Source organism: Paraburkholderia sp. PGU19, assembly GCF_013426915.1.
Taxonomy (GTDB): Bacteria; Pseudomonadota; Gammaproteobacteria; order Burkholderiales; family Burkholderiaceae; genus Paraburkholderia.
On record NZ_AP023179.1, the window covers coordinates 374,737 to 391,833 of the forward strand.

Annotated in this window: 16 protein-coding genes; 6 read left to right on the plus strand and 10 right to left on the minus strand. The window is 62.2% G+C overall.

Features of this window, described 5'->3' with window-relative positions; translation table 11 throughout:
* Window positions 1-5 precede the first annotated feature (5 nt).
* The 8 genes from H1204_RS01685 to kdsD all read right to left on the minus strand — a co-directional run bounded on the left by H1204_RS01685 (window position 6) and on the right by kdsD (window position 6,728).
* Window positions 6-521, minus strand: a complete 516-nt coding sequence (locus tag H1204_RS01685) for a PTS sugar transporter subunit IIA (protein WP_079484248.1) — start codon at window positions 519-521, stop codon at window positions 6-8.
* Window positions 522-819: 298 nt separating this feature from the next.
* Window positions 820-1,179 (minus strand): ribosome-associated translation inhibitor RaiA, encoded by a 360-nt coding sequence (gene raiA / locus H1204_RS01690; RefSeq protein ID WP_007579701.1) that lies wholly within the window; start codon window positions 1,177-1,179, stop codon window positions 820-822.
* 175 nt (window positions 1,180-1,354) lie between these two features.
* Window positions 1,355-2,875, minus strand: a complete 1,521-nt coding sequence (locus H1204_RS01695; protein WP_180729550.1) for an RNA polymerase factor sigma-54 — start codon at window positions 2,873-2,875, stop codon at window positions 1,355-1,357.
* A 229-nt stretch (window positions 2,876-3,104) separates the two neighbouring features.
* Complete coding sequence (gene lptB / locus H1204_RS01700; RefSeq protein ID WP_007579703.1) at window positions 3,105-3,887, minus strand: LPS export ABC transporter ATP-binding protein; 783 nt, start codon at window positions 3,885-3,887, stop codon at window positions 3,105-3,107.
* Entirely contained in the window at window positions 3,884-4,561 is a 678-nt protein-coding gene (gene lptA / locus H1204_RS01705; protein WP_180729551.1) for a lipopolysaccharide transport periplasmic protein LptA, read from the minus strand. The genes lptB and lptA overlap by 4 nt, the downstream gene beginning before the upstream one ends.
* Before the next feature lie 21 nt (window positions 4,562-4,582).
* Window positions 4,583-5,188, minus strand: a complete 606-nt coding sequence (gene lptC, locus H1204_RS01710) for an LPS export ABC transporter periplasmic protein LptC (RefSeq protein WP_180729552.1) — start codon at window positions 5,186-5,188, stop codon at window positions 4,583-4,585.
* Complete coding sequence (locus H1204_RS01715; protein ID WP_007579706.1) at window positions 5,185-5,745, minus strand: HAD family hydrolase; 561 nt, start codon at window positions 5,743-5,745, stop codon at window positions 5,185-5,187. The genes lptC and H1204_RS01715 overlap by 4 nt, the downstream gene beginning before the upstream one ends.
* Complete coding sequence (kdsD, locus tag H1204_RS01720) at window positions 5,745-6,728, minus strand: arabinose 5-phosphate isomerase KdsD (RefSeq protein ID WP_180730836.1); 984 nt, start codon at window positions 6,726-6,728, stop codon at window positions 5,745-5,747. Before kdsD ends, H1204_RS01715 begins: the two co-directional genes overlap by 1 nt.
* A gap of 148 nt (window positions 6,729-6,876) precedes the next feature.
* Between kdsD and H1204_RS01725 the strand changes: the two genes are divergently transcribed.
* From H1204_RS01725 to purU, 5 genes are all read left to right on the plus strand, one after another.
* Entirely contained in the window at window positions 6,877-8,880 is a 2,004-nt protein-coding gene (locus tag H1204_RS01725; RefSeq protein WP_180730837.1) for a monovalent cation:proton antiporter family protein, read from the plus strand.
* A gap of 124 nt (window positions 8,881-9,004) precedes the next feature.
* Window positions 9,005-9,571, plus strand: coding sequence for an adenine phosphoribosyltransferase (locus H1204_RS01730; protein WP_035986710.1), 567 nt, complete (start codon window positions 9,005-9,007; stop codon window positions 9,569-9,571).
* A 37-nt stretch (window positions 9,572-9,608) separates the two neighbouring features.
* Window positions 9,609-10,223, plus strand: a complete 615-nt coding sequence (locus H1204_RS01735) for a LysE family translocator (RefSeq protein WP_007579710.1) — start codon at window positions 9,609-9,611, stop codon at window positions 10,221-10,223.
* A gap of 38 nt (window positions 10,224-10,261) precedes the next feature.
* Window positions 10,262-11,110: a DUF4743 domain-containing protein gene (locus H1204_RS01740; RefSeq protein ID WP_180729553.1), complete on the plus strand. Its 849-nt coding sequence runs from the start codon at window positions 10,262-10,264 to the stop codon at window positions 11,108-11,110.
* 60 nt (window positions 11,111-11,170) lie between these two features.
* Window positions 11,171-12,034, plus strand: a complete 864-nt coding sequence (gene purU, locus H1204_RS01745) for a formyltetrahydrofolate deformylase (protein WP_180729554.1) — start codon at window positions 11,171-11,173, stop codon at window positions 12,032-12,034.
* 78 nt (window positions 12,035-12,112) lie between these two features.
* On the opposite strand, the gene H1204_RS01750 is transcribed toward purU, so the two are convergent.
* Complete coding sequence (locus H1204_RS01750; RefSeq protein ID WP_180729555.1) at window positions 12,113-13,351, minus strand: PepSY-associated TM helix domain-containing protein; 1,239 nt, start codon at window positions 13,349-13,351, stop codon at window positions 12,113-12,115.
* Between the two features lie 427 nt (window positions 13,352-13,778).
* On the opposite strand from H1204_RS01750, the gene H1204_RS01755 reads away from it, so the two are divergent.
* Complete coding sequence (locus H1204_RS01755; RefSeq protein ID WP_180730838.1) at window positions 13,779-15,908, plus strand: TonB-dependent receptor; 2,130 nt, start codon at window positions 13,779-13,781, stop codon at window positions 15,906-15,908.
* Window positions 15,909-15,995: 87 nt separating this feature from the next.
* On the opposite strand, the gene H1204_RS01760 is transcribed toward H1204_RS01755, so the two are convergent.
* Complete coding sequence (locus H1204_RS01760) at window positions 15,996-17,081, minus strand: AI-2E family transporter (protein WP_180729556.1); 1,086 nt, start codon at window positions 17,079-17,081, stop codon at window positions 15,996-15,998.
* Window positions 17,082-17,097 lie beyond the last annotated feature (16 nt).

Here is a 17,097-nt window from a genome sequence, read left to right on the forward strand (position 1 = left end):
ATACGTCAAGGTTGCCACTGAGTCAGCAGGCGATGCAACGCCTCGCGGTCCTCTTCTGTGTGCAACCGTTCGCGCGCTTCGCGATCCGACAACAGTTGGGCGATCTCCGACAGGATTTCAAGGTGCTGCTGCGTCGCCTGTTCGGGGACGAGCAGGAAGATGAGCAGCGAAACAGGCTGGCCGTCCGGCGATTCGAACGGGATCGGATCGGCAAGGCGCACGAAGGCGGCAAGCGGCTGCTTGAGGCCCTTGATGCGGCCGTGCGGGATCGCGACGCCTTCGCCGAGCCCCGTTGAACCGAGGCGTTCGCGCGCGAACAGATTGTCAGTCACTGTGCTGCGGGCGATGCCGTTCTGGTTTTCGAAGATCAGGCCCGCTTGCTCGAATACGCGCTTCTTGCTTGTAACCGCGAGACCGACGACGACGTTTTCGAGGGGAAGATATTTGGCTAAACGATTCATGTTGACAGGCGCAAAGGTCGCCTGGTTTCTCCTCGCAGTGGCGATTGAAAAGCGTTCCATGCCTCGCAGCTGCTCATGGCGAATCCAGCGACGCGCGATGAGCCCTGCTCTTGAGACCCGCAATGATCCCTTTGTGCAGGGCTCGGGCTGGACAAAGACCCCGAAGGTAACCGATTTATTATAGAACAGGGTTGCTACCGATGGTGCGCCGCGCAATGAGTCAAAATTGGTGTGCCCCGCAGATCGTACGGGACTGCGAACCACGCGCTTGAAACACCACGCGCCGCAGAACATGCGCCTAAACAAAAACCGCCCGATATCGGGCGGTTCGCGGGGCTAAGCAAAAGCCTCTACTGGCTTATTGCGGTGGCACTTCGGGTTGTGCCGCCAGTGGCTGATACTTGATCGCGTCGTGTTGATGGCCCTGCAGGCGATCCTTGTGACGAATGACTTGCCGGTCCAGCTTGTCGATCATCAGGTCGATCGCGGCGTAGAGGTCGCCATCACAGCTTTCGACGAAAATGTCCTTGCCCTTCAGATGCAGGTTGATTTCAACCTTTTGTCTCTTTTCCTTTTCCTTGTGGTTGTCGACCGAGAGGACCACACTGCCATCGATCACCTGATCGAAATGTCTTAGCACCCTGTCAAGTTTGGTGATCACGTATTCTCGCAACGCTGGCGTTACATCGAGATGGTGTCCACTGATCTTCAGATTCATAGTGCTTCTCCAAGCTAGTGGCCGCCTGGTCCGCATGAATCGCGCGAGCGCCGGTCGATTCCCTCGATCTGCCACGCCGTCCCCCGTTTGACAGGCTGCTGGCAGGTCGCATCGGCCAGCCTGCTCCGCCAAACAGCGGCGCGGCCGGAAAATACCCGCCACAGGAGGTAGCGGGCTAAAGAGACTTGCGCAGATTGACTGCCGGGATCTTCAGTGCTTCGCGGTATTTCGCAACAGTACGGCGAGCGACGACGAAACCCTGTTCCGCCAGCAGTTCGGCAATGCGGCTGTCTGAAAGAGGAGATTTGGTGTCTTCCGCTCCTATCAGTTGCTTGATGAGTGCGCGAATGGCCGTTGAAGAGGCCGCGCCCCCGGTGTCGGTGGATACGTGCGATCCGAAGAAGTACTTAAATTCAAGCGTCCCGAATGGGGTGAGCATGTACTTGCCGGTTGTCACACGTGAGACCGTCGACTCGTGTAAACCCAGCGTATCAGCTATTTCCCGCAAAACCAAGGGGCGCATGGCAATTTCGCCGTGGGCGAAAAAGTTCTTTTGACGCTCCACAATTGCCTGTGCGACACGCAGGATCGTCTCGAACCGCTGCTGGATATTCTTGATCAGCCAACGCGCTTCCTGCAGTTGCTGCCGCAGCGAACCGCTGCCCGGATCGCCGCGATTGTTGCGCAGGATATTCGCGTACAGATGGTTGATCCGCAGTTTCGGCACGACTTCGGGATTCAGTTCCGCCTGCCATCCCTGTGCCGTTTTGCGCACCATGATGTCGGGCACCACGTAGTCCGCCTCGGCCTTGCCATAGGCCGCGCCGGGGAACGGCTCCAGCGAGCGGATCAGCGCATGCGCTTCGCGCAGGTCGTCGTCGCTTGCCTTCAGGTATTTGCGCAGTCGCGTGAAGTCGCGCGCGGCGAGCAGTTCCAGATGATGCGCGACGATATCGAGCGCGAGCGTACGCGTGGGCGACGGTTCGAGCCGGCACAATTGCAAACGCAGGCATTCGGACGCCGAACGCGCGCCCACACCCGCTGGGTCGAAGCTGTGCAGCAAGGCGAGCGCCGCGTTGAGTTCGTCGGTATCGACTTCCAGTTCTTCGGGGAGATCGGTGAGGATTTCGTCGAAGGTGGCCGTCAGATAGCCGTCGTCGTCGAGCGATTCGATCAGGAACGTGATGAGCGCGCGGTCGCGTGCGCTTGCTCCCGTTACGCGAAGTTGAGCAGTCAGGTGATCGCGCAGCGTCGTGGTCGATTCGTGGATTTGCAGCGGCGGCAGATCGTCGTCGTCCGATGCGTTGCCCGAACGGCCGTAGTCGTCGAGATTCCACTGGTTCGCATCCGAGTTCGCGTCCGAACCCATGCCGTTGTATTCGTCCACACCTTGAGGCTCGCCGCCCTCCTGGCTTTCGCCAGAGGACGTTGACGACGACGAGGACGGCGGCGAACTCGACATCTCTTCCGGCGAAGTGTTCTGCGACGTCTGCGAGATGACCGTGCCGTCGGCCGCGACGCGCAACGGACTCGCGATCCAGTCGTCCTCCGTCTCGAGCAGCGGATTCTGGGCGATCGCCATCGACACTTCCTGCTGCAGTTCAAGCGTAGACAGCTGCAGCAGCCGGATGGACTGTTGCAGTTGTGGTGTCAGCGCAAGATGCTGCGACAGGCGGAGTTGGAGGCTGGCTTTCATGGCAATGTGAGATTCATTGTAGAGAGTTTGCCACGACCGCGATACCTTGCGACACCCGCAAAAACGCGTGTGCGCCAGATTTTGGCGCGGACGGCCGATAACGCGAGCGATAACGCAGGCGACAACACGCCAGCGTAGCCCGTCAAAATTACTGAACCTGTGTTTTGAGACGGCCTGGGATCAGGCCGTGAGGGCGCTGCACGCGGCGTCCACGAGCCGCGTGCGCGTATTACATGCGGAAGTGTTCGCCCAGATAGACGCGGCGCACGCTTTCGTTTTCGATGATGTCGCCGGGCGCGCCGGCCGCGAGCACGCTGCCGTCGCTAATGATATATGCGTGATCGCAGATACCGAGTGTCTCGCGGACGTTGTGATCGGTGATGAGCACGCCGATGTTGCGCTGCTTCAGGAACTTCACGATCTTCTGGATTTCCAGCACCGCGATCGGGTCGACGCCCGCGAACGGTTCGTCGAGCAGAATGAAGCTCGGATTGGTGGCGAGGGCGCGCGCGATCTCGACGCGGCGGCGCTCGCCGCCCGACAGCGACAGCGCAGGGTTCTCCCGCAAGTGCGCGATCTGCAGTTCGTCGAGCAGCGCTTCCGTGCGCGACGCGATTGCGTCTTTCGACAGACGCTTGCCGTCCTCGCCGAACTGCAGCTCCAGCACGGCGCGGATGTTTTCCTCGACGGAGAGCTTGCGGAACACGGACGCTTCCTGCGGCAGATACGACAGGCCGAGCGACGCGCGCTTGTGAATGGGCAGAAGGCTGATCGACTTGCCGTCGAGATCGATTTCGCCGGCGTCGAGCGGCACGAGGCCGACGATCATATAGAACGACGTCGTCTTGCCAGCGCCGTTCGGGCCGAGCAGGCCGACCACTTCGCCGCTCTTCACGTCGAGTGAGACGTCCTTGACGACCGTGCGCGAACCATAGCGCTTCTTCAGATTGCGGACGACGAGCGAACTGCTTGTGCCTGCCGGCTTTCGATGGGGAAGGGCGGGGGCGCTCACGGCTTCGTCGTTCCTTGTCCCTGGAATTGGTTGGTCGGTTGCAATGTTGCCGACGGGCCGCTGATCGGCTGGGCGCCGCCATTGCGCGGCGACAGCATCGCGCGCACACGGCCGTTCGGATTGCCCGGACCGGCGACGTCCTTGCCGGCCTTCGCCGTGTAGAAGTCGTTCTGGCCGTCGTACGTGATGACGCTGCCATGCACTTCGTCCATGATCGTGTTCAGGCCTTGCAGGCGGCGCACGGTTGCACGCGTTGTCAGCGTGGTGAGGTCCTGCTTGCCGTCGTAGTCGATGCGTTCGGCATCGCCGTCGATGTATTCATCGACGCCGTCGCGCTTCTGGCGGAAGTACGCGAGGTTCTTGCCCGTCGACGTGCCCGTTGCATATTGATAGCCCTGCGGGTCCTGCGTCACTTCGACGCGGTCCGCCTTGATCACGATCGTGCCTTTGGTCGCGACCACGTGGCCGGTGAAGATGTTGACCTGTTTGAGGTCGTCATACGTCATGTTGTCCGCTTCGATATTGAGCGGTTTGTCCTTGTCGGCGCGTTCGGCGTGCGCGAGCGGCGCAAAACCGGCAAGCGGCAAGGCGATCAACAGTGCCGCAAGCCCGGCGCGGCTCGTGCGAAGCGCGCGCATACGGCCGGACTCAAAACGGGGGAACGATTCGTTCATGCAGTCACGCTGGAATTGGATTTACCCGGGTTGCTTCTGGGAACTGCCGGAGTCGACGGGGGCGATGGCGCCACGCACGTTGCCGAATAGCTGGATGACCCGGGTGACATTGTTGTAGTTCATACCGCTGGCCGTCATGATCGACTGGCCGCGCTGAAGTTTAACCGGCTTTTCCGTCTCGATGACATCGTCGTTCACTAGCACGCGGAAATGCGAGGAATCGGCCTGCATTCTCGGGTCGCCGAAACCCGCGTCACGCACGATGCGCGCGTTGTCGTACAGATCGACGATCGACGCGTCGCCGTTCACCGTGCCGCGGTCGCCCGTCGCCGTGACGACGGGTTTGGCCGGCTGGAATGCGCGGATCGCGGGCATCGTCAGGTTGCTCACTTCGTCGTCTTCATAGTGGATGAGCTTCGACGCGGTGAGCCGGTATTGCGTTGCGCCTGACTGATCGAGTTCGGAAATCGAAAAGTTGTCCGCGAAATAGTCGGGCGTGTGCTGTTTCGGCTTGACCACGCCTTCGTCCTGGCGCGGCAGCGTAGCCTGCAGCAGCCAGTACGTGATGCCGGCGAGCGCCGCCATCGCGACGAGCGGGATCAGCGAGGTCCAGCGAAACTGGTTCATCCGACGAGGCCTCGCTGCACCTCGCCGCTGCATGCGGCTGCCAGTAGCGCGTCATAGCGGCCTTGCGCGCGCAACAGCGCGTCGCACACTTCGCGCACCGCGCCGTGGCCGCCGCGCGCTTCGCTGACCCAGTGCGCACGGGCGATCACTTCGGGATGCGAGTTCGCGGGCGCGGCCGCGAAGCCGACCTTCAGCATCACGGCGAGATCGACCCAGTCGTCGCCCATGTAGCCGCATTCTTCCGGCGTGCGGCCCGTTTCCTTCAGCAGTTGCTCAAATGCCGCGAGCTTGTGCTCGACGCCTTGATACACATGCGTGATGCGCAGATTTTCCGCGCGCTTCTCGACGATGCCCGACTTGCGCCCCGTGATGATCGCCGTGTCGATGCCCGCCTCGCGCAGCAGCTTGGCGCCGTGACCGTCCATCGAGTTGAACGCCTTCATCGTGTCGCCTTCGGCCGTAAACAGCAGGCTGCCGTCGGTGAGTACGCCATCGACGTCGAATATCATCAGCTTCACGCGGCTTGCGCGTTCGGCTGCGGTCAGGGCGGGAGCCATCAGATCACCTTCTTCGAAAACAGATCGTGCATGTTGAGCGCGCCGATCAGCTTGCCTGCTTCATCGACGACGAGCATCTGATTGATCCGGTGGCGCTCCATCAGTTCCACGGCTTCGACAGCGAGCCGGTCGGGACCGATCGTGCGCGGGCCGTGCGTCATCACGGAATTGATCGACAGTGCGCGGAAATCGCCGTCGCGTTCGAGCACGCGGCGCAGGTCGCCATCGGTGAAGATGCCCTTGACCCGCTCGTTTTCGTCGACGATAGCCGTCATACCCATGCGTTTGGCCGTAAGCTGGAACAACGCGTCGCGCACGGTCGCGTCCGACAGCACCTTCGGCACCTGGTCGCCCGTGCGCATCACGTCGCGCACATAGGTGAGCAGTCGCCGGCCGAGTGCGCCGCCGGGATGCGAGCGCGCGAAATCGTCGGCGCCGAAGCCGCGCGCTTCGAGCACGGCGACCGCGAGCGCATCGCCGAGCGCAAGCGCGGCCGTGGTGCTGGCCGTCGGCGCGAGATTCATCGGGCACGCTTCCTTTTCGACGCCGCAATATAGATGCACGTCGGCGATCCTGGCGAGGCTCGAACCGGGGCGGCCCGTCATCGCGATCATCTTCGCGCCGAGGCGCTTGACGAGCGGCAGGATCGCAACCAGTTCTTCCGATTCACCGGAGTTCGACATGCCGATAAAGACGTCGTCGGCTGTCACCATGCCGAGGTCGCCGTGGCTGGCTTCCGCGGGATGCACGAAAAACGCGGGCGTGCCCGTGCTCGCGAGCGTCGCTGCGAGCTTGCGCGCGATATGACCGGATTTGCCGATGCCGGAGACGACCACGCGCCCACGGCAGCCGAGAATGAAGTCGATTGCTTCGAGGAACGCGTCGTCGAGATGATCGCGAAGGGAGCGCACAGCGTCCGCTTCGATGTCCAGCACGTCGCGAGCGAGCGCAAGTGCCCGGTCGCCATTGATTTTCGCTATCATCCGGGGAGTATAGCAAAGGCGCTTGTTCGCCGCGCCGGGAACGACCTTTCCGGACATTGCCTTCACGGGCCCCTGAACCTTGCTGCGCGGGCGTTTGCGCGTGGCTCCGCCGACGAACCTGGATGCTCTTTTCCATGCGCTTTTGCCGATGATTTCCCCGCTCGAAATGACGCTGTTCCTGCTGCTGGCTTCAGTGGTGGGCGTCGTCGTGTTCCGCTATCTGAACCTGCCGCCGATGCTCGGCTATCTGTCCGTCGGGATCGTGGTGGGGCCGCACGCGTTCGGCATCGTGCCGGATTCGGTCGGCGCGCAGAACCTCGCCGAATTCGGCGTCGTGTTCCTGATGTTCTCGATCGGGCTGGAGTTCTCGCTGGCGAAGCTGCGCTCGATGCGCCGGCTCGTGTTCGGCTTGGGGCTGTTGCAGGTACTTGGCACGATTGCCGTCGCGGTCTCGCTCGGCTTCGTGCTGGAGCGCTGGGTGCATATCTCATGGCAGGCGAGCGTCGCGCTGGGCGGCGCGCTCGCGATGTCGTCGACGGCCATCGTCAGCAAGATGCTCGCGGAGCGGCTCGAAATCGAAACCGAGCACGGCCGCAATATCTTCGGCGTGCTGCTATTCCAGGATCTGGCCGTGGTGCCGCTGCTGATCATCATTGCAGCACTCGGCGGCAAGTCGGAAGACCTGATGGCGGCGCTCGGCATCGCGTCGATCAAGATCGTGATCGCACTGGCGCTGCTGCTGATCGTCGGCCAGAAGTTCATGACGCGCTGGTTCAACGTGGTCGCGCGCCGGCGCTCGCAGGAACTGTTCATTTTGAACCTGCTGCTGGTGACGCTCGGCGCCGCGTTCATCACCGATAAATTCGGCCTGTCGCTCGCGCTCGGCGCGTTCATCGCGGGCATGCTGATCGCCGAGACGCCGTATCGGCATCAGGTGGAAGAGGACATCAAGCCGTTTCGCGACGTGCTGCTCGGTCTGTTCTTCGTGACGACGGGCATGCTGTTGAACCCGATGGTGATCTGGCGGCATCCGTTGATCGTGCTCGCGTTCCTGATCGGGCCGGTCCTGCTGAAAGCGGTGATGATCACGGGCCTCGCGCGTCTCTTCGGCGCGACGCCGGGCGTGGCGATGCGCACGGGCATCGGACTCGCGCAAGCGGGCGAATTCGGCTTCGTGCTGCTCAACCTGATTCTCGATAAACACCTGGTCGACGCGACGCTGTTGCAGGCGATTCTCGCCGCGATGCTGCTGTCGATGCTCGCCGCGCCTTTCATGATCCAGAACGCCGACCGTCTCGTGCTGCGTGTGTCATCGACGGAATGGATGATGCAATCGCTGCAAATGACGCGGATCGCGACGCAAAGCCTGAAGCAAAGTGGTCACGTGATCATTTGCGGTTACGGCCGCGCCGGGCAAAACCTTGCGCGCATGCTGGAACACGAAGGGCTCTCGTACGTCGCGCTCGACCTCGATCCCGACCGCGTCGCCGCGGCAGCAGCGGCTGGGGAATCAGTCGTGTTCGGCGATGCCGGGCGGCGCGAGTCGCTGCTTGCAGCGGGCATCCATCGCGCGGCGACGGTTGCGATCACATACGCGAACACGCCGTCCGCGCTGCGCGTGCTGCACAACATCCACGAACTCGAACCGACGCTGCCTGTGATCGTGCGCACTGTCGACGATAGCGACCTCGAAAAGCTGCTCGCCGCGGGCGCGACGGAAGTGATTCCGGAGATCGTCGAAGGCAGCCTGATGCTGGCGTCACACACGCTGGTCGTGATGGGCGTGCCGATGCGGCGCGTCGTGCGGCGCGTCGAGGAACTGCGCGACGAGCGTTATAGTCTGTTGCGCGGCTACTTCCACGGCGCTGACGACGTCGAGGACGACGACGGTCACGAGCAGGTGCGGCTACAATCGGTGCCCGTCGACGAAAAGGCGGATGCCGTCGGGCGCACGCTTGAAGAGCTCGGCCTTTTCGATCTCGGCGTCGAAGTCACGGCGATTCGCCGGCACGGCATTCGCGGCGTCGAACCCGATCCGTCGACCAAGCTGCGCGCCAGCGACATCGTCGTGCTGCGCGGCTTGCCCGAAGCGCTGGCTGAAGCGGAAGAGCGTCTGTCGAAACATCGGCGTGCGGGCGCGGCAGCGGCCTGACGCTTGCTGTCATTCTTCACGGTAGATCACGCTGCGCGCGGTTCCACACGCTAGACGAACGCGCGCTGCATTCATGCAATTCACTGGAAATATCTGGGTCTTCACTGACCCGTCTGGAGTCATCATGTCCAACGCGCCTGCGAATCAGCCTTTCGATCCGGCCGACTACATCAACAGCCAGATCCGCACGGTGCCCGACTGGCCGCAGCCCGGCGTGCAGTTCCGCGACATCACGCCGCTTCTGCAAAATCCGAAGACGCTGCGCGTGCTGATCGATCTGTTCGTGCAGCGTTATATCGACCAGAAGCTCGACTATGTCGCGGGGCTCGATGCGCGCGGCTTCATCATCGGGCCGATTCTCGCGTACGAGCTGAACCTCGGTTTCATCCCGATCCGCAAGATCGGCAAGCTGCCGTACAAGACGGTGTCCGAATCGTACGAACTCGAATATGGCACGGCGACTGTCGAGATTCACGAGGACGCGTGCAAGCCGGGCGACCGTGTCGTGATCGTCGACGATCTGATCGCGACGGGCGGCACGATGATGGCGGGCAAGAAGCTGCTGGAGCGGCTCGGCGCAACGGTGATCGAAGGCGCGGCGATTGTCGATCTGCCCGATCTCGGCGGCTCGAAGCTGCTGCGTGAAGCGGGCCTGCCGCTTTTCACCGTCACGACGTTCGGTGGCCACTGATTGCCTTTGAACATTCTTTGAACGGAGCTTAAGCGCGATGCCCAACTTCCTGCTTTTCCTCGCGACGTCGATAGCGATCACGTTCGCGCCCGGTCCCGACAATCTGCAGGTTCTCGCGCGCGGCATCTCGCAAGGACGCGCGGCGGGTTTCGTCGCGGCGCTCGGTTTCGCGGCCGGCATTTCGTTTCACACGACGCTCGCCGCGCTCGGCATCGCGGCCGTGCTGCGTTCGTCGCCCGTTGCGTTCGAGGTCCTCAAGCTCGCGGGCGCGGCGTATCTGATCTGGATTGGCATCAAGGCCTTGCGCAGTAAAGGTCTCGCGACGGCGCACGAGCGTCCGCCACAACCGCTCGCGTCGATCTTTCGGCAGAGTGTGATCGGCAACATGCTGAACCCGAAGGTCACGTTGTTCTTCGTCGTGTTCCTGCCGCAATTCGTCGATCCGCATGGCGCGCAGAGCGTCACGTTGCAGATGCTCGAACTGGGCGTGCTGTTCATGTTGCAAACGGTCGTCGTGTTTTCGCTGTTCGGCGTGTGCGCGGGCATGATCGGCGGATGGCTCAAGCGCCGGCCGCGCGCGGGCGTGTGGCTCGACCGGCTCGCGGGCGCGACGTTTATCGCGATCGGCATTCGCGTTGCGTTGCGCGACTGATTTATCGCGCTTCATTCATCACGCTGTCTGGAGTTTTCATGTCTTTGCCTTGCATCGTCGCCGCGCGCCGTTTCGATCCCGCCTTGCATCTTCCGTTCGTGATCGACGGCGAGCGCGTCGGCTGGGTTCGTGCGAGCGATGTGCCGCTGCTCCAGCGCTGGCCCGATGTGTTCGACATCGACGCGCAGCAGGTCGCGCTTTCGCCGCAATTCAGCACCGTCGATCTGCGCAGCGCAGCGCTCGGTTCGGTGATCGGCGCGCTTGCCGCGGAGGGTTGCATTCCCGGCTGGCGCGATGAAACCTATGCGATCCGCAACGCATTCGACGCGCCGCCGCTCGCGTATATCGAGCGTGCGGCGTCGCGCTTTTTCGGCACGATGACGTACGCGGTGCATCTGAACGGCGTCGTAGAATATAAGGATCGCGCGCCGCAGCTGTGGATCGCGCGCCGCAGCGACACCAAGGCAACCGATCCCGGCATGCTCGACAACGTCGTCGCGGGCGGCATCGGCTGGGGCTTCAGCCTCGCCGAAACGATCGTCAAGGAGTGCTGGGAGGAAGCGGGCATTCCGGAAGAGATCGCTACGCGCGCTGTCGCCGGACGCACCACGCACGTGCTGCAATCGTTGCCCGAAGGCACGCAGGCCGAGCAGATTTTCATCTACGACCTTGCGTTGCCTGAAGACTTTGCGCCGCGCAATCAAGACGGCGAAGTCGGCGAACATCGGCTGGCGCGCATCGAAGATGTCGCGCAGGCGATCGAAGAAGGCGCGATGACGGTCGATGCAAGTCTCGCGACGCTCGATTGCCTGTTGCGCCGCCGCTGGATCGACCAAGATGCATGCGAAGGCATCGAAGCGCTATTCGCACCGCCCGTTCTCGCCTGACCACGAGACGCAGCAAGACACACCACGAAACACGCACTGAAGAAGGGAGTCACCGAGGTCATGTCGACCGAACACAGCTTTATTCTCAAACTGTCGTGCGCCGATCGGCCCGGCATCGTTCACGCCGTATCGGGTTTTCTGTTCGAGCGCGGCAGCAACATCCTCGACTCCGCGCAATTCGGCGACAGCCACACGGGTGAATTTTTCATGCGCGTCCACTTCCAGCAGGTGGGCGGCGATCCTGGTCTCGACGCGCTGCGTACGGCATTCACGACGCTCGCCGAACAGTTCGGCATGCGCTGGGAACTGCACGATGCGAACGTGAAGCCGCGCGTCGTACTGATGGTGTCGAAGATCGGCCACTGTCTGAACGATCTGCTGTTCCGCTATCGCACGGGGCAACTGAACATCGAGATTCCGGCGATCATCTCGAATCACAAGGAGTTCTATCAGCTCGCCGCGAGCTATGACATTCCGTTCCATCACTTTCCGTTGACGTCGAAGGACGCGAAGGCGCAACAGGAAGCGCGCGTGCTCGAAGTGATCGACGAGTGCAAGGCGGATCTGGTCGTGCTCGCGCGCTATATGCAGATTCTGTCGCCGGAACTATGCGAACGGCTGGCCGGGCGCGCGATCAACATCCACCACTCGTTCTTGCCGAGCTTCAAGGGCGCGAAGCCTTACTACCAGGCGTTCGACCGCGGCGTGAAGCTGATCGGCGCGACCGCCCACTACGTGACGACGGATCTCGACGAAGGCCCGATCATCGAGCAGGAAGTGGAGCGCGTCGATCACAGCATGACGCCGGATCAATTGACGGCGATTGGTCGTGATGTGGAATGCGTGACGCTGGCGCGCGCGGTGAAGTGGCACGTCGAGCACCGTATCGTGCTGAACGGCAGCAAGACGGTCGTGTTCCGCTGATTCGCTTTGTTTTGCTTGAAACCGGCGCGTGTCGTGATCGGCAGCGCCGGTTTTTTATTTGGCGAGACGAGTAATGCGTTAGCGCGAAGCCGCGCTTTCCGTCTGCGTCTGAACGACGCGCGTCTTTGTTTTGCGTACGCTCGACGCCTGGCGGCGCGCGTTCAGCTTCTTCAGCCAGATCAAGAGACCTGTTGCGCTCAGCACGGCGACCATCACGCCGACACAACTGATGAGGATTCGCCCGCCGACGCCGAGAATGCGCCCCGAATGCAGCGGGAATTGCGCCTGCATGAAGAGGTCGCCTGCTGTCCCCGTGCCGGGAATCTGCGCGCCTAGCGGCTGGCCATTCTGCGCGTTCCAGTACGTCCACGCGTTGCCGAGGCCGCCGTCGCCGTGATCGTCACCGGCACTGAAATAGCCGATGCCGTACACATGGAACATCGGCGCGTAGTAGATCGCGCCCGGCGGTGCTTCGATGTGCTTGTCCGCGCGCGCCTGGATCGCTTGCTGGAGAATCGCTTCGCGCGCGATCGGTGCTTCGTTGGGTTTCGCGTTGGGCAACAACGACGGATCGGTGAACGGCGTCGGCGTGAGCGTCGAGAAGAACTTGACGACGGGCTGCACGACAGGACCCGGCAGATTCATCGATACCGACGTCACCGCCATCATCAGCAGCAATCCCCAGATCCAGACGCCGCCCGAGCGGTGCAAGTCGAATGTGAGCGCGTAGCCGCCGCGCCGCACACGAAACGCGAACGACTTCTTCCACGCCTTCATGCTCGGGAACGACAGCACGAGCGCGATCACGCTATCAAAAATCCACACGATCCCGACGATACCCATCAGCCACGTGCCAATGTCGATGCCGCCCATGAACGGCAGGAACAGCGTGTAGTGCAGCTTGTAGATGAACGGCATCAGATTTAGCCGCGCGACCGACAGCGCGCCCCATTCGCGGCGGCTCTGGATTGCGCCTGTCGCGGGATCGACGGCGATCTGGTTGAAGTCGAGCGTGTACGGCTGGTTCGTTTTCGGGTCGACGCGCGGCAGCACCATCATCTGCAACGCGTGGCCCGGTTCGACGGATAGCGGCAGATAGGTTACCTGAAGGCGTGGATCACTCGCTTCGACGCGGCGCGCGAGTACCAGCGACGGCAGCGGCTGCGCGTCGCTGCGCGCATAGAAGAGGGTCGGATTGAGCATCGCGTCGAGTTCGTGATCCCACGCGATCAACGCACCCGTCAGTCCCGCGACGAACAAAAACAGCGCGATGCCGATGCCAAACCAGCGATGCAAACGCACGAGCACGGGTCTCATGCGCGGCTCCCGTCGAAGGCGACGGCCGTGGACGGCGGAAAAATCTCGGACATGACGACGTGATGCCTTGCGAATAAGAACTATTCGCATCTTATGGGGCGAACGAGGATGCCGCAAGAGCTTCGTAAGGACAGTTGACGTTTATGTCCACATGAAGCGGCATCCGGCGCGGCGAACCGAACCGCCGCGCGGTTTCATCGTTTCTGGCCATTTCGCGATGCGACAAAATGTCGCGCTTAAATGTTTACAGAAAACCGACGGTTCCTGACATCATCCGGTCCTCTTTAAATAGGAATGATTCTCATTGAGAGGCATTTCTGACGTCACTGTCGGGAACCAGATGACAAAAACTGCTGTGCAACGGGTGAGTGAGCATCATCGAAAACGCGCCAAGGCGCCAACCGTCGGCGCGATTCGTTTCGCGGTCATGCTGGCGTTCGCCGCGAGCCAGAGCGTGCTGGCGCAGTCGGCGGCAACGGGCGATGCGAATGGCGCGGCGACATCCGCGAGCACAGCCGACGACACCACTTCCGACAAGGCGCTGCCCGTCGTCAAGGTGACGGCCGCGCAGGACTCGCTGCAGCATCTGAACGACGACGTCAGCAGCGGCGCGCTCGGCACGCGTACGCAACTCGACACGCCGTTCTCGACGACGATCGTTACGAGCCAGCAACTGCAAGACATGCAGCCGCAAAAACTCGGCGACGTGTTCGCGCACGACGCATCCGTCTCGGACAACGGCAATCCGTACAACGCGTGGGCGACGTATGTGAGCGTGCGCGGCATGCAGCTCGACTGGCAGAACGGCTTCAAGATCGACGGATTGCCGTTCAACAGCTACGGCATCACGATGCCGTACGAGCAACTGGAAAGCGTCCAGTTGCTGAAGGGTCTGTCCGGTTTCATGTATGGCTTCGGCGCGCCGGGTGGCGTCGTCAACTATGTGACGAAGCAGCCGCCGCGTACCGATACGCCCATTCGCAGCGTCGATGTCGGCTATCGGACAAACGGCGTGTGGGCCGAGCACGCGGATCTCGGTGGCCGGATCGGCCCGGACAGCATGTTTGGCTATCGCTTGAACGCGACGCACGAAGAAGGGCAGACGTATAACGACGGCAACGTCCGGCGCGACGCGTTTTCGTTCGCGCTCGATGCCCGCATCACGCGTGATCTGACGGCGACATTTGGCGCGCTCTACCAGGATCAGCGCACGACGGGGCAAGGCGGTTCGATCTCGACGGCGAAGTACACCGGCGCATCGCTGCCGACGACCCTCAGCGGCTCAACCAGCAACCTCGGCAACGCGTCGCAGCATCTGAATACGAATCTCCAGATGTACACGGCGGGCCTGCATTACAACCTGAGCCCGGACTGGACCGCGAGCCTCACGTACAGCTTCAGCAAGAGCTTCCGCGATCGCAACGAAAGCACGTTCTTTCTGGAGAACCCGTCAGGCGACTACACCGATTACCGATACGCCGGCAAGGAAGGGCATCGGCTGAGCTTGTGGCAGGCGATGATCGAAGGCAACGTGAAGACGGGGCCGTTCCAGCATCAACTGGTATTCGGCGCAGCGTGGCAAAAGCAGGTGAACGAATACGAAGCGACTAGCGCGTACGAGTTCATCGGCACGGGCAACATCTATAGGCCGAATACGAACCTGTTCTACAGCCCGCAAGGACTGACGACGTATCGCGCCGGCGACATCACGCAAAAAGCGCTGTTCGCGAGCGACACGATCCAGCTGACCGAACGTTGGTCGGTGCTCGGCGGCGTGCGTTACACGAACTACGAGCAGAACGGCTACACGCTGGCGGGGGCGACCAGCTCGCACTACAGTCAGAGCGGCGTGCTCACGCCGTCGGTTGCGCTGATGTTCAAGCTCGCGCCGACCACGACGGTCTACGCAAGCTACGTCGAATCGCTAGAAGCGGGCTCGATCGTCGACTTTACCTATGCGAATGCCGGTCAGATGCTCAACCCGCTGCGCAGCAAGCAGTACGAAGTCGGCATCAAGAGCGAGCACGCGCGCTGGAGCGCGAGTGCGGCGCTGTTCCGCATCGAGCGCGGCGCCGAGTACGCGAACAGCGCGAATGTCTACGTGCAGGATGGCGAGTCGATCTTCGAAGGCGTCGAAGCGGGCGGGGACGTGCGGCTCGGCTCGAACTGGACGATCGGCGGCGATCTGATGTGGCTGCACACGAAGTACGAGCGCGGCTCGTCTTTCGACGGCAATCGCGTGGCGGGCGCGCCGGGCTTCGTCGCGGCCGCTCACGCGACGTACAACGTGCCGTATGTGCCGGGGCTGAAGCTCGGCGCCGACGCGAAGTTCACCGGCAACACGACCGTGCGTCCGTCTGGCGATCTGACGGCGGGCGGCTATACGCTGTTCAACGTCGGTGCGACGTATGCGACGAAGATCGGTGGCTATGGCGTGACCTTGCGCGCCGCCATCGACAACATCATGAACAAGCGCTACTGGGAGTACCAGTACGCGGACTACATCTCGCCGGGCGATCCGCGCACGCTGTCGCTCAACGCGCGCATCGACTTCTGAGTCGTCGAGGATTGCGGATATGAAAAGGGCGGCCTTGCGGTCGCCCTTTGTGTTGGTGTGCTCGCCCCGTGCACCCCATTCGTCGCGTTACACGAGCCGCAGATAGATCAGTTCGCGCTTGATGTACGCATAGAAGATCGGCGCGGCGATCACGCCCGGAATACCGAACGCGGCTTCCATCACGAGCATGGCGATCAGCAGTTCCCACGCGCGTGCCTCGATCTGTCCGCCGATGATGCGCGCGTTCAGGAAATACTCCAGCTTGTGGATCAGGATCAGGAAGATCAGCGCCGTCACCGCAGCCGGGAAGCTCACCGAGAGCGCCACAGCCACGATCAGCGTATTCGATATCAGATTGCCGATCACGGGCAGCAGACCGACGATGAACGTGATGATGACGAGCGTCTTCGCCATCGGCAGCGGCGCGTGAAAGAGCGGCAACAGCAGCAACAGGAAAATGCCCGTGAACACGGTGTTGATCGCCGAGATCTTCACCTGCGCGAACACGATGCGGCGGAACGCGTCGGCAAAACGGCTGACGCGCGTGATGAAGGCTGTGGACAGCGGCAGCCGCTGCATATGTCGGGTCGCGCCGACCGCGATGATTGCGCCGATGATCATGCCGATCAGCACATGCGTGAAGATGCGCGCCGCGTTCTTGCCGCCTTGCGACAGCGTGCTCGCGTGCGTCTGCATCAGCACGGTGGCTTTTTCCTTCATCTGCTCGGTGGAAACGGGCAGGTTCTGCGCGATGAACTGCGGCAGACGGCCGCGCGCCTGATCGATCAGCGACATCGCCTGGTCGAGCAGCTTCTGCACGCTGGGCACGTCATTCTCGAAGTGATCGATGATGGCGACGGTGAAGCCTGTCAGCACGCCGACGATCACCGCGGAGAGAATCACCACTGCGAGCCAGCGCGCGCGCCCGCTCGACATGTGTTTTTCGATGCGCGGCGCGAGCGTGTGGACGAGCTGGAACACGAGCATGCCGGCGAGCAGCGCGCCTAGCAGCTTGAGTTCGAGTACCGCCCACATCGCAAGGAGCGCGACAATGTAGCTGCCTATTTCGACCGCCGACAGTTTCGGCAGGCTCATGTCGCTGGTCAGCCTGACCGGGCGAGGGCGCAGATCCTGCACCTGCCCGTCATCACGGGCCGGATTACGCTTGGCCATGGCTTTTATAGTCTCC